This window comes from Plantactinospora sp. CA-294935 (genome assembly GCF_050936445.1).
In the GTDB taxonomy this organism is placed as follows: Bacteria; Actinomycetota; Actinomycetes; order Mycobacteriales; family Micromonosporaceae; genus Plantactinospora.
Window position 1 is genome coordinate 9,240,789 of record NZ_JBNJMU010000001.1, and the last position, 13,749, is coordinate 9,254,537.

At 71.0% G+C, this 13,749-nt stretch carries 6 protein-coding genes and 3 pseudogenes; 2 read left to right on the plus strand and 7 right to left on the minus strand.

Annotation, left to right across the window (positions count from 1 at the left end):
- Positions 1-37 precede the first annotated feature (37 nt).
- The 6 genes and pseudogenes from ACQEVC_RS40120 to ACQEVC_RS40145 all read right to left on the minus strand — a co-directional run bounded on the left by ACQEVC_RS40120 (position 38) and on the right by ACQEVC_RS40145 (position 10,434).
- Positions 38-1,675 (minus strand): SLC13 family permease, encoded by a 1,638-nt coding sequence (locus ACQEVC_RS40120; protein WP_432888873.1) that lies wholly within the window; start codon positions 1,673-1,675, stop codon positions 38-40.
- 97 nt (positions 1,676-1,772) lie between these two features.
- On the minus strand, positions 1,773-4,292 hold the full coding sequence (locus tag ACQEVC_RS40125; protein ID WP_432888875.1) for an alkaline phosphatase D family protein: 2,520 nt from the start codon (positions 4,290-4,292) through the stop codon (positions 1,773-1,775).
- 194 nt (positions 4,293-4,486) lie between these two features.
- Positions 4,487-6,604, minus strand: a pseudogene (locus tag ACQEVC_RS40130) (DNA gyrase subunit A); the annotation flags it as partial.
- Between the two features lie 393 nt (positions 6,605-6,997).
- Positions 6,998-7,879 (minus strand): annotated as a pseudogene (locus ACQEVC_RS40135) (LAGLIDADG family homing endonuclease); the annotation flags it as partial.
- A gap of 12 nt (positions 7,880-7,891) precedes the next feature.
- Positions 7,892-8,299: pseudogene (locus ACQEVC_RS40140) on the minus strand (DNA gyrase subunit A); the annotation flags it as partial.
- A gap of 77 nt (positions 8,300-8,376) precedes the next feature.
- Positions 8,377-10,434 carry a DNA gyrase/topoisomerase IV subunit B gene (locus ACQEVC_RS40145; RefSeq protein WP_432888877.1) on the minus strand — a complete coding sequence of 686 codons (2,058 nt, stop codon included), beginning with the start codon at positions 10,432-10,434 and terminating at the stop codon, positions 8,377-8,379.
- Between the two features lie 282 nt (positions 10,435-10,716).
- On the opposite strand from ACQEVC_RS40145, the gene ACQEVC_RS40150 reads away from it, so the two are divergent.
- Positions 10,717-11,658, plus strand: a complete 942-nt coding sequence (locus ACQEVC_RS40150; RefSeq protein ID WP_432888879.1) for a nucleotidyltransferase domain-containing protein — start codon at positions 10,717-10,719, stop codon at positions 11,656-11,658.
- Positions 11,655-12,533, plus strand: a complete 879-nt coding sequence (locus ACQEVC_RS40155; RefSeq protein WP_432888881.1) for a nucleotidyltransferase domain-containing protein — start codon at positions 11,655-11,657, stop codon at positions 12,531-12,533. The genes ACQEVC_RS40150 and ACQEVC_RS40155 overlap by 4 nt, the downstream gene beginning before the upstream one ends.
- Here ACQEVC_RS40155 and ACQEVC_RS40160 read toward each other — a convergent pair.
- Positions 12,530-13,549, minus strand: coding sequence for an SDR family oxidoreductase (locus ACQEVC_RS40160; RefSeq protein ID WP_432891986.1), 1,020 nt, complete (start codon positions 13,547-13,549; stop codon positions 12,530-12,532). The two genes, ACQEVC_RS40155 and ACQEVC_RS40160, sit on opposite strands and share 4 nt — an antisense overlap.
- Positions 13,550-13,749 lie beyond the last annotated feature (200 nt).

Below are 13,749 nucleotides of genomic sequence, written 5' to 3' on the forward strand. Positions count from 1 at the left end.
ATGCGCCGCACCTCGGTGCCGGACCCCGGGGCCGCCATCACGCCCCCAGCCCGACGAGCGCGACCATCAGCGGAAGGAGCAGCATGATCAGGATCGCGCCCAGGATGTCGAAGGAGAAGCCGGAGCGGATCATCCGGGTGATCGGTACGACGCCCGAGCCGTAGACGATCGCGTTCTGCGGGGTGGAGACCGGCAGCATGAACCCGAACGAGGCGGCGAAGGTGGCCGCCAGCGCCGGTACGAACGGGTTGATCCCGGCGGCCACCGCCACCGGAATGATGATCGGCACCACCACGGCGGCCGAGGCGGTGTTGCTGGTCGTCTCCGAGATGACGATGGCCAGCAGGACGGCGAACGCCGTGATCGCGACCGCGCTGCTCAGCCCGAACAGGTCGGCGCTGCCGTCGCCGATCGTCTTGGCCAGGCCGCTGCTCTCCAGCAGCGCGCCGAAGATGATGCCGGTGCCGAAGAGCAGGACGGTGCCCCAGTCGATCCGGGCCGCGTCGGACCAGGTGAGGGTGAACGACCGACCCTTCCAGTCGGTCGGGAGCAGGAACAGCAGCGAGGCGCCGAACACCGCCACGATTCCCTCGTCGAGCCGCCCGCCGATCCACTCGTACTGGCTGGAGTCGCTGCCCCAGATCAGCGCCACCACGCCCGGGGTGATCCACAGCACCACCGTGACGGTGAAGGCGACCAGGGTGTTGCGCTCGGCCCTGGAGAGCCGGCCGAGTTGGGCGCGCTCGCTGGCGACGTACTCGGCGACGCCGTCGATCCGGCGGATCTCCGGCCGGTTCAACAGCAGCAGCACCGTGGCGAGGGCGACGAACATCAGCGCGCAGATCGGGAAGGCGACCACCATCCACTCGGCGAACGAGATCCGTTCTCCGGTCGCCTCCGCGATCAGGTCCCGGCCAATCAGGTTCGGCGGAGTGCCGACCGGGGTGAGCAGGCCGCCGACGCTGGCGCCGTAGGCGAGCATGAGCATCAGCGCGATGCCGACCCGCAGCCGGGTGGGATCGAAGTCGGCCGGCGCGATGCCCCGTTCCTGCAACAGCTTCGCGATCACCGCGAGGATGCCCAGTGCGGTCGGCAGCAGCATCGCCACCGTCGCGGTGTTCGAGACGAAGGCGGAGAGCAGGGCGGTGATCAGGCCGAACGTGACGACCACCCGACCGGTGGTCCGGCCGACCCCGGGCAGCGACAGCATCCGGAACGCGAACCGCCGCGCCAGCCCGTGCTTGAGCATCGCCTGGGCCAGGATGAACGCGCCGATGAAGGTGAAGACCGTCGACGAACCGAACGGCCCGAGCACGTCGTCGGCGGGCGCCACCCCGAGCACGACGACGGCGGCGACGCCGAGCAGCCCACCGACCGGAATCGGCACCGGCTCGGTGACCCAGAGCACGATGACGCCGAGCAGGATGCCGGCCAGGGTCTGCTGGTTGCCGGGCATGTCGAGCGGCAGCGCCAGGAAGACCACCGAGACGAGCGGGGCGAGCCAGAGGCCGGTGGTCCGGCGGCCCCGCTCGAAGCGCTCCTCGGCCGGGGAGAGCCGCTGCTCCCCGAGGCTCCGATAGGTACCTCCGCCCAGTAGCGCCTTGTCCACATCGGTCTTGTTCTCGACATCAGCCTTCGTCGGAGCGGTATCGCTGCTGTCGCTGGTGGTGGCCACGACAACCTCCATCGGTCTGCTCAAGTGCCGGGACAGGGGTACTCCCCCCATTCCCGCCAGACCGGTGGTTCACAACCGAATTCGGCGAAAAGGACCGTCAAACCCTTTCGAGTACGGCGAACGGGTCGGCCGCCCCGCCGTTGTCCAGCGCCACGATCCGCCGCCGCAGCGTGAACGTCGCGCCCGGCTCCAGCGTCACCTGCCGCTGACTCATCACCCAGTTGTACGCGGCGTACGCCGTGAACCCGGTCTCCTCGTAGCAGAGCCCGTAGGTCTGCCGGTCCGAGCCGGTCATCCCGATCCAGGGCGCGGCCGGCGGATAGTCGGCCGGGGTGGAACTGGTGATGGTGCCGTGCCCCGGTACCCCGCTGCGCTGCCCGGCACCGTCGTGGTCGAGGGCGTCCCCGATCCAGAACGTGCGCGGCAGCGCCCCGCCGTTGCGGAAGACGCTCTCCGCCGCCACCCACGGCTCACCCGGCCGGATGCTGTACGTCGTCACCACCGCGATGTCCGGCACGGCGGTGCTGACCCCGGTGGCCCGGACCGCCGCCACCGGCCCGTCCAGCACCTCGACGGCGGTGGACCGGACGGTGCGCTGCTGCCAGGCGTTGCCGCCGCGCGGCTGGGCCGCCGAGGCGTACGGCAGGTTGATCCAGTCGAGCTGGTCGAGGTGGCCGACGGCGGCGAAGTCCAACGGCTTGCCGACCGTCACCCCGGCAAGCTGCGGGTCGTCCGTACCGGCCGAGACGGCCAGCGCCACCAGGTCGTTGCCGAGCACCACGTCGGTCACGCCGGCCGAGGACTGCGGCCCGGGTACCGTCCGACCCGTTCCGGCCCGGGTCGCCGCCCGGGTCAGCCGCAGGTCGAGCCGGGTCGGCGTACCGGCCCGGACGGCGACCTGCCGGGTCAGCGGCTCGTAGCCGACCCCGTTGACGCTGACGGTGTAGTCGCCGGGCGGCGCGAAGGCCAGCACCTCGCCGGAGGGATCGGTCGTGCTGGCCACCAGCCGGCCGCCGTCGGCGCGGAAGACCGCCACCTCGACGTTCGGCAGCGGGTCGCCGGTGGCCTGGTCGGCGACCCGGCCGACGATCCCGTCCCCGGCGTCGATCCGGCGCGCCCCCGGCACCCCGTCGCGCACCTCGAACGCCGCGATCGTGTACGCCGGCGAGGCCGGGTCACGGGCGTCCAGCACGATCCGCAGGTCGGCCCGCCAGCGCCGCTCGGTGACGTCGCAGATCACGTACCCCCGGTAGCTGCCGTTGTAGAACCTGACGTGCGGGTTGGCGGCCAGCCCCGCCCGGACGTCCGCGTCCCAGCCGGCACCGGAGGAGATCGACGTGCCGACGAACTCGGTGGCGACGGTCCGGGACCGGGGGTCGGCGAAGTCGGTCTTCAGGTCGTTGACCCAGTGGGTGTGCCAGTCTCCACTCAGGACGACCGGATTCGAGATCTGGTGCCGGGCGACGAAGTCGAGGATCCGGGACCGGGCCGGCGGATAGCCGTCCCACTGGTCCAGGTTGACGATTCGGCCCGGCCCGAGGTCGTAGTCGAAGGCGGCCATGATGGTCTGCTGGGCGATCACGTTCCAGCGCGCCTTCGACCGGCGCAGCCCGTCCAGCAGCCAGCGCTCCTGCTCCGGGCCGGTCATCGTCCGGGTCGGGTCGAAGACCTCGCCGGTCGGCTCCTTACGGCCGTCGCCGAGGGCCTGGTCGCTGCGGTACTGCCGGGTGTCCAGCACGCTGAACCGGGCCAGCCGGCCGAAGTCGAACCGGCGGTAGAGCAGCATGTCCGGCCCGTCCGGCCGCTGCTCGGGGCGGAGCGGCAGGTGCTCGTGGTACGCCTGGTAGCCGTTCGCCCGGCGCTCCAGGAACGGCCGCCCGTCTCCGGCCGCCCCGGCGACCGGCCCGGCGTAGTTGTTCTGCACCTCGTGGTCGTCCCAGGTGAGGATGAACGGGAACCGGGCGTGCGCGGCCCGCAGGTCGGGCGAGGTCTTGTAGAGGGCGTGCAGCCGGCGGAACTCGGTCAGGCTGCCGTCGGTGGTCTCGTAGATGTAGTCGCCGAGGTGCACCACGAAGTCCAGCTCCTGCTCGGCCATGTCCCGGTAGGCCGGGTACGGGCCGCCGGCCCAGGACTGGCAGGAGGCGAAGGCGAACCGGAGGTGGTCGACCTTCGCGCCGGGTGCCGGCAACGTCCGGGTACGCCCGACCCGGCTGGTGGCCTCGCCGACCCGGAACCGGTACCAGTACCAGCGGTCCGGGCTCAGGTGCGGCACCACCACGTGCACCGAGTGCGCCGACTCGGGCAGCGCGGTCACCTCACCGGTCCGGACCAGGTGCCGGAACCCGGGGTCGCGGGCCACCTCCCAGCGCACCCGCACCGGCTCGGCCGGCATCCCGCCGTCGACCGCGTCCAGCGGGTCCGGGGCGAGCCGGGTCCAGAGCACCACGCTGTCGTGCCGAGGCTCGCCGGAGGCGACCCCGAGAGTGAACGGGGCGGCATCCAGCTCCGCCGCGTACGCCTCGGGCAGCTCGGCGACGAGCTGGCTCACCGCCACCACCGTGGCGGCGCCACCGGCGACCGTCAGGAACCGCCGCCTGCTGATCGGAAAGACGTCCATCACTGCCGCACCTGCCCTCACCACCGACGATGTCGTCGGCCAGTGTGGAGAGGGCGGTCGCCCGGCTCTTGAAGATCATGTGAAGCCCGGCGGTACGCCGGATGGCGGATCGGCCGTCGGCACACGTGCCCCGTCGGCACACGTGCCCGTCCCGGGTCTCGCTACGGCGAGACCCGGGACGGGAGTGCCACGGCTCAGCCGCGTTCGATCAGGTGGCCCACCTTGTCCGGGCCGAACATCGCCGCTCCGGAACCGTCCCGGCGCTGGTCCGGCTCGGGCAGCGCCATCGGCTCGCCACGCTTGCTGATGCCCACCGGTCGCGGCCCGATCCAGGCGACGACCAGCTTGGACTCGCCCTTGAGGAAGCGCTGGGCGCGTACCCCGCCGGTGGCCCGGCCCTTCGCCGGATAGAGCGCGAACGGGGTCACCTTCACGCCGCTGCCGCTGGAGGTGACCACCATCGGCTCGCCGTGCTCGGTCTCGTCGGTGCGGACCGCGCCGAAGAAGACCACCTCGGCACCGGAGCCGAGGTTGATCCCGGCCATGCCGCCACCCTTGACACCCTGCGGCCGGACCAGCGTGGCCGGGAAGCGCAGCAGCGAGGCATCCGAGGTGACGAAGGCGAGCGTCTCCGCGCCGTCGGTGAGCCAGGTCGCCCCGACCACCTCGTCACCGTCACGCAGCCCGATCACCTCGAACTCGTCGGACCGGACCGGCCAGTCGGGAGCGCAGACCTTGACCACACCCTGCCGGGTGCCGAGCGCCAGGCCGGGCGAACCGGCACCACGCTCACCGAGCGGCGCCAACCCGACGACCGTCTCCCCCGGCTCCAGCGGCACCAGCTCGGCGGTGGACATCCCGCCGGAGAGCGAGACCGTACCGGCCTGCTCCGGCAGCACCGGCAGCGGCAGTACGTCGGTCTTGAACGCCCGCCCCGCGCTGGTCACCAGCAGCACCTGGCCCCGCGCGGTGGTGTGCACGACCGCGCGTACCGCGTCGTGCTTGGTCCGGCCGTTGCGGCGCCGCCCCTCGGCGGCCTCCTCCGACTCGGCGGCGGTCCGGGCGACCAGCCCGGTGGCGGAGAGGATCACCTGGCACGGGTCGTCGGCGACCTCCAGCGGCCCGGCCGGCGCCGAGGCCGCCAGCACCTCCTTGAGGTCCCCGTCGATCAGCGTGGTACGCCGCTTCGCGGCGAACTCGTCCACCACCGCGGCCAGCTCGTCGGAGACGACCTTGCGGAGCACCCGGTCGTCCTCCAGGATCTCGGTCAGCGCGGCGATCTCGTCGCGCAGCCGCTCCCGCTCCACCTCCAGCTCGATCCGGTCGAACTTGGTCAGCCGGCGCAGCGGGGTGTCCAGGATGTAGGTCGCCTGGATCTCGGAGAGCCCGAACTGGCTCATCAGCCCGTCCTTGGCCGCCTGGGCGTTCTCGCTGGCCCGGATCAACCGCACCACCTCGTCGATGTCGAGCAGCGCCATCAGCAGGCCGTCGACCAGGTGCAGCCGGTCGGCCCGCTTCTGCCGGCGGAACGTCGTACGCCGGGTCACCACCTCGTAGCGGTGGGCCAGGAAGACCTCCAGCAGGCGCTTGAGCCCGAGGGTCTGCGGCTGGCCGTCCACCAGGACGAGGTTGTTGACCCCGAAGGACTGCTCCAGCGGGGTGAGCCGGTAGAGGTCGGCCAGCAGCGCCTGGGGGTTGACCCCGACCTTGCACTCGATCACCAGCCGGGTGCCGTTCTCCCGGTCGGTGAGGTCCTTGACGTCGGCGATGCCCTGGAGCCGGGCTGCCTGCCGCTGCCCCTTGCGCGGGCCGGAGGTGATCAGCTTGCCGCGTACCTCGTCGGTGATGGCCTCGATGATCTTCTCGGCGCCGACCCCGTACGGCAGCTCGACCACCGTGATCGCCTGCCGGCCCCGGCTCCCCTCCAGCGGACCGGTCTCCACCCGGGCCCGCATCCGCACCACGCCCCGGCCGGTCTCGTACGCCTTGCGCACCTCGTCCAGCCCGAGCAGCAGGCCACCGGTCGGCAGGTCCGGGCCGGGGACGAACTCCATCAGCTTGTCGAGGTCGGCGTCCGGGTGGTCGATCAGCCAACGCGCCGCCGCGACCACCTCGCCGAGGTTGTGCGGGATCATGTTGGTCGCCATCCCGACCGCGATCCCGGAGGTGCCGTTGACCAGCAGGTTCGGGAACGCGGCCGGCAGCACCGAGGGCTCGGTCAGCGAGCCGTCGTAGTTGGGCTTGAAGTCGACGGTCCCCTCGCCCAGCTCACCGACCAGCAGCATCGCCTCGCGGGACATCCGGGCCTCGGTGTTGTGGTTGACGAAGCCGCCCGCGAGGAAGGAATGATCCTCCGATTCCACCCGTACGGAGTACACCTCGGCCGGATCGCACGGTTCCACCCCGGTCACCGTCTCGAACCGGTATCCGGAATCCATGATCGGAAGGATGGTGGCGAGTACCTCGGGATCCTTGATCCGGTCGATGATCCGCAGCCGCTCCGTCTCCCAGCGCTCGGTCCGGTCGAAATTGTGGACCGTCAGCCACTTCCGTCCACTACCGCGGCGGTTGAAGTCGAGAGCGCTGCGCACATAGTCGGCGACGAACGGAGCGTGGTCCTGGGTGAGGCGGTGTGGACGTACCGGTGAATGCCTCAACAGGCGCTGCAATGCCGTCTGCTTGGTGCGCAGGAATCCGACTCGTTGCGCGTAGGCCCGAATGTTGTTCAGGCCGGAGATGAGCAGTCGATGTTCGACCGAGCCGCTCGGCCTGATGTAGTGCCGTCGGCATGCGATCACTCCGAACTCGGCCAGCAGCTCCTGAAGCTCCCGGGCAAGCCGCTCGCTGTAGGTCGAATACTGGATGGTGAAGCTTTCCTTGGCTATCCGTACCCCACCATCGCCCTCGAACGCGGCCATAAGGAAGGCTCGCTTGACGCCCCAGCCGCCGCACCAGACGAACTCGGGAACGAACTTGTCCCGCGACTGATAGCCGACCAGTTCCCCAAGTGGGCTACGGAGGAAGGCCTCCATTCCTCCGCCGTACGGCTGGATGTCCAGCTCGAAGATGCGCTTGCGGTCCCGCCGGGTCTGGCGTTCACTGACGTAACGGGCTCCACCCACGACCTGGTCGTACGCGTGCAGCACCTCTCCGAAGAAATGCTCGTCGGTGTTGTTGAAGCCGGCGCGCTTCTCGCTCGCCCATCCCTCCGAGACCCACGCGCCGGCGAGCACACCGCGCATGTACTCCCGGGCCGTCGGCGTCACCTGTGACCAGGCGTTGCGGGCCACACAGACAACCGCGCCCGGCTTGATCTCATCGAGACGACGCCACTGGAAGAGCGGCACCCCCATGGGCGACTCCAGGCAGAGCACGAGGTGATTCTCGCTGCCTCGCAGCGAGAATCCGGCGGCCGTCGTGACCCGGACGGTCGGATGGATTCCGGAGTTGAAGACGCGGTTGACCCGGACAGCCTTACCGTCCTTGTCCAGCACCTCGAAATCGACTTCCCGCTCCGCGTCGGCAGGCAGAGCGACGAGATCACCGATCCGCGGACTCGAACCATCGGCGAGCCGGATGCGAGTATCGCCGGTGACGCAGTACCTCGCCGCAGCCGGTCCGTCGTCCGGGGACCCGAAGTTTCCATGCCCGTCGATGAGTGGGGCGTTCAGCGAGAAGTCCTGGGCCAGCCGGACCATCGCGTCGTAGATGGCCCCGTCACCGTGAGGATGAAACTTGCCCATCACGTCGCCGATGACCCGGGCGGACTTCACGTGCGCCCGGTCGGGGCGGTGCCCCTGCTCGCTCATCGAGTAGAGGATCCGCCGGTGCACCGGCTTGAGGCCGTCCCGCGCGTCCGGGAGCGCGCGGGAGTGGATCACCGAGAAGGCGTACTCCAGGTAGGAGTCCTCGACCTCGGTGGCCAGTGGGTTGTCGAGGACCCGGGCCCCCGCCTGGTCGAAGGAGGACAGGTCGACCTTGGGTCCCTTACCCGTACGGCGTGCCATGACTTAGAGCGCTCTCTTCCCTCGCCCGGCCGGTGCCCCGGCCGCTGTCGGTTCCGCGTGCCTGTCCGCCCGGCGGATCAGGCGTCGATCGCCTCCTGGTCGACCCGGTTCGCCGAGTCGATCAGCCAGTTCTTCCGGGGCTCGACCTTCTCGCCCATCAGCAGTTCGAGGACCTGCTCGGCCGCCTCGGCGTCGTCCATGGTGATCCGCCGGACCATCCGGCTGGCCGGGTTCATGGTGGTGTCCCAGAGCTCGTCGGCGTCCATCTCGCCGAGACCCTTGAACCGGGGAATCGGGGTGACCACCTGCTTCTTGGCCTTCTCCAGCCGGCCGACGGTGGCGACCATCTCCGCCTGGGTGTAGGTGTAGTGGGTCTCCGGGTTCTTCCCCTTGGTGCTGATCTTGTGCAGCGGTGGCACGGCGGCGTAGAGCCGGCCCGCCTCGATCACCGGCCGCATGTACTTGGCGAAGAGCGTGATCAGCAGGGTACGGATGTGCGAGCCGTCCACGTCCGCGTCGGCCATGATCAGGATGCGGCCGTACCGGAGCGAGGCCAGGTCGAAGGTGCGCCCGGAGCCCGCACCGAGTACCTGGATGATCGCCGAGCACTCGGCGTTGTCCAGCACCTGTTGGAGGCTGGCCTTCTGGACATTGAGGATCTTGCCCCGGATCGGCAGCAACGCCTGGTATTCCGAGGAGCGGGCCAGCCGGGCGGTGCCGAGCGCGCTGTCCCCCTCGACGATGAACAACTCGCTGCGCTCGACCCCGGTGGAGCGGCAGTCGACCAGCTTCGGCGGCATCGCCGCGCCCTCCAGCGCGGTCTTGCGCCGGGCGGCGTCCTTCTGCTGCTTCTGGGTCAGCCGGACCCGGGCCGCGTCGACGATCTTCTGGAGCACCGTACGCGCCTCGGCCTTGGTCTTGCGGTCCTCCAGCCAGGCCTTGATGTGCTGCTCGACGACGGTCTGCACCACCTTGGTCACCGGGGCGGTGGAGAGCTCGTCCTTGGTCTGCGAGGTGAACTGCGGCTCCGGGATCCGGACGTGCACGACGGCGGTGAGGCCCTCGAGGATGTCGTCCAGGACCGGGGCGTCCTCCTTCGGCTTGAGCAGGCCACGGGCGTTGCGGATCGCGTCGACCAGCGCCCGGGTGGCGCCCCGCTCGAAGCCCCGGCGGTGGGTGCCGCCGTGCACGTTGCGGATGGTGTTGGTGAAGCACTCGACGGTCCGCTCGTAGCCGGTGCCCCAGCGGAACGCCACCTCGACCTCGGCCCGGCGTTCGACGTTGCTGCGCATCACGCCGTTGGCGTCGGCGGCGTTCTCCCGGTAGGTGCCCTCGCCGGTGACCAGCAGGGTGCCGGAGACCGGCTTGTCGGCGGCCGGCGCCAGGTAGTCGACCATGTCGGCCAGGCCGTTCGGGAAGTGGAACGTCTCGGCGCTGATCGCCCCGCCGGTGGCGTCCCGCAGCACGTAGGTCACGCCGGGCACCAGGAACGCGGTGTGCCGGAGCTTGGTGCGGACCGCCTCGACGTCGAGGGTGGCCCCGGTCTCGAAGTAGCGCGCGTCGTGCCAGTAGCGGATCGACGTGCCGGTCGACTCGCCCCGCTTCATCTTGCCCAGCAGGCGCAGCCCCGGGTGCGCGGCGAAGGTCGCCCCGGCGCCGGCGCCGTCGAATATTCCCGGTACGCCGTGCTGGAACGACATCTGGTGGATCTTGCCGTCCCGGCGCACCGTGACGTCGAACCGCCGGGAGAGGGCGTTGACCGCCGAGGCGCCCACCCCGTGCAGGCCGCCGGAGGTCTTGTAGCCGGAGTTGCCGAACTTGCCGCCCGCGTGCAGCCGGGTCAGCACCAGCTCGACGCCGGAGAGCCCCGACTTGGCGTGCACGTCGGTCGGGATCCCCCGGCCGTCGTCGTCGACCTGCACCGAGCCGTCGGCGTGCAGGGTGACCTCGACCCGGGTCGCGTGACCGGCGACGCCCTCGTCGGTGGAGTTGTCCACGATCTCGTTGAACAGGTGACCCACGCCACGGCCGTCGGTCGACCCGATGTACATGCCGGGCCGCTTCCGGACCGCGTCCAGACCCTCGAGGTAGGTGAGGTCGTCGGCCCCATACAGGATTTCAGGCTGTGCAGTCAACGAGGTGAACTCCCAGAGTCGCCGGTCGTGTGCCGCTGGTCGGCGGGCTGGGCGCCGGGGCGGGCCCCACGCCGGTAGCGAGCGTACCCACTGGGCAGACCGGGGACCGACATAGTCCGACCCTGCCGGGCCGCGTGGCGAGGAACATCACCCGATTGTCGCCGCCGGGTACGACAGGAGTTGTTCGAGGGCCCGCCGCGCCCCGCCTGGCACGGCTGGTGCCGGCGGTGCCGGCGTGATCTGGGATGCGGCCGGGATCTCCGGTACGGCACGATGTCCGCCATGTCCAGGCGATCGACTGCTCCCCGGTTACCCGACGGGACCCAGGTGGTGCTCCGGCAGACCGCCGCCGACCTGGCGGGAATACGGGTGCAGCGCGGCGCCACCGGCCGGGTGCTCGGCTACGACCCGGCCGACGACTGCTACCTGGTCCAGCTCACCGACGGGCGGCGGCTGCGCAGCCCGCGCGGGCAGCTCGCGCTGCGCAAGGCGTACCAGCAGAACCTGGCGGTCGAGGCGGGGACGGCGGCGGTCGACGGCCCCGGCCTGGTCGCCCGGCACACCATCTACGCCGCGGTGGTCGGCTCCCGCGCCTTCGGACTGGCCACCGACGAGTCGGACACCGACGTCCGTGGTGTCTACGCCGCTCCCGCGACCGCCTTCTGGTCGCTGGCCAAGCCGCCCAGCCACCTGGACGGCCCCGAGCCGGAACGCTTCTCCTGGGAGGTGGAGCGCTTCTGCGAGCTGGCCCTGAAGGCGAACCCGAACCTGCTGGAGGTGCTGCACTCCCGCACCGTGCTCACCGTCACCCCGGTCGGCGAGGAACTCCTGGAGCTGCGGCCGGCATTCCTGTCCCAGCTCACCTACCAGACCTATTCCGGCTACGTGCTGAGTCAGTTCAAGAAGTTGGAGGCGGATCTGCGGCAGCGTGGCGAGCCCCGGTGGAAGCACGTCATGCACCTGCTCCGGCTGCTGATCGCCGCCGGTGACCTGCTCCGGCACGGCCGGCTGGAACTGGACGTGGGGCCGCACCGCGAACGGCTGCTGGCCGTACGCCGGGGCGAGGTCGGGTGGGCTGAGGTGGAACGCTGGCGGCTGGCCCTGCACGCCGACCTGGACGACGCCGTGACACACACTCCGCTGCCGGCGGTGCCCGACACGGCCCGGGTGGACGCCTGGCTCTACTCGGTACGCGCCCGCAGCGCCCGGGAGGCACTCGGATGACACCCTCGGAAGGCACCCGGACGACCGACGACACGGAAGGCACCCGGACGACCGACGACACGGAAGGCACCGGCCGGAGCGGACCCGCACCCGACCTGACCCGGCTGGAGCCGGCCGCGCTGCGCGACGTGCTGGCCGACCAGCCCTATCCGCTGCTCTTCGCCACCGTCTCCGGGGCGCACCTGTACGGCTTTCCGTCCCGGGACTCCGACGTCGACCTGCGCGGCGTACACCTGCTGCCGGCCGCCGAAGTGGTCGGGCTGCGGCACGGGCCGGCCACGGTGGACCGGAGCTGGATCCGGGACGGGGTCGAAATCGACCTGGTCACCCACGACGCGGCGAAGTTCGGCCACCTGCTGCTGCGGCGCAACGGCTACGTACTGGAGCAGTTCCTCTCCCCGCTCGTCGTGCTGACCGGGGAGGCGCACGCCGAACTGGTCGCGCTGGCGCCGGACTGCATCACCCGGCACCACGCGCACCACTACCGGGGCTTCGCGCACACCCAGCGCCGGCTGTTCGACCGCACCGGAGAGCTGAAGCCGCTGCTCTACACGTTCCGGACCCTGCTCACCGGCATCCACCTGATCCGGACCGGTCGGCTGGTGGCCCACCTGCCTACCCTGGCGGCGGAGCTGCCGGAGGCGCCGGACTACCTCGGCACGCTGGTCGCGGCCAAGGCGGCCGGCGAGCACGACCTGCTCGCCGGGGTCTCCGACGCGCCCGGAGCCGACCTGCTGGACGCCGACCTCACGGCCCTGCACGCCGCGCTGGACGAGGCGGGGCAGGCGTCCCGGCTGCCCGAACGACCGACCGCGGAGCCGGCCCTGCACGACCTGCTGGTCCGGATCCGGCTGGCCACCGTGCCCGGGCGTTAGTCCTCCGAGCCGGCCGGGACCAGGTCGCGGATCCGGTACGTCTCGACCAGGCGGTCGTGCAGCGCGTCCAGCCGGGCGTCGACCCGCTGCCGCGCCGGGTCGGCGTCGTGCCAGTCGACGATCTCCCGGGCGCCCTGCGCGAACGGCACGGTCGCCACGAAGTCCGGTACCAGCCGGCGCAGCTTGGTGTTGTCGAAGACCATCGAGTGCGTCTTGTCGCCGAGCAGCGCGGCACCCCACTCGGGATCCGCCGCCGCGATCGCGTCCGACGGCACGTGCACGATCCGGGCCGGTACGCCGGCCGCCGCCGCCAGCGCCTCGGCGATCTGGTTCCAGGTGAGCGCCTCGTCGGAGGTGATGTGGAAGACGTCACCGATCGCGGCGGGATGCCCGAGCAGCGGCACGAATCCCCGGGCGAAGTCCGTGTGATGGGTGAGTGTCCACAGTGATGTGCCGTCGCCGTGTACGACGATCTCCCTGCCCCGGCGCATCCGGTCGACCACGGTCCAGCCGCCGTCGAACGGCACCAGGGTCCGGTCGTAGGTGTGCGACGGACGCACGATCGTCGCCGGGAACCCGTCCTCGCGGTACGCCCGGACGAGCAGGTCCTCACACGCGATCTTGTCCCGCGAGTACCGCCAGTACGGGTTCCGCAGCGGTGTCGACTCCACGATCGGCAGCCGGGCCGGCGGGGTCTGGTAGGCCGACGCCGAGCTGATGAAGACGTACTGGCCGGTCCGGTCCCGGAACAGCTCCACACTGGTCCGTACGTGTGCCGGGGTGAAGGCGATCCAGTCGACCACCGCGTCGAACTCCCGAGCCCCCAGGGCGGCCCGGACCGAGTCCGGATCGCGGATGTCGGCCCGGAGCACGGTGACCCCGGCCGGCAGCGGTCGTCGGGTGGTGGTGCCCCGGTTGAGCACCGTGAGCTCGATGCCGCGCTCGACGGCGAGCCGGGAACAGGCGGAGCTGATGATCCCGCTGCCGCCGACGAAGAGAACCCTGCGCGCGCTGATGCCGTTACCTCCTGTGCTCCTCGCCGACCTGCCCGGAGCGCTGCCGCACCGACCACACTGGAAGGCTGCCGGTCTCGCCGCCCCGGAAGGCTGTCAGTATGGCCGCTCACCCGTCCGGGCCACAACGCGCGGAGTCGCAACGTGACGGAGTCCGGTGAGGCGCAGTCGAACCAGTGGTCGAACGGACGCTCCGGACAGGA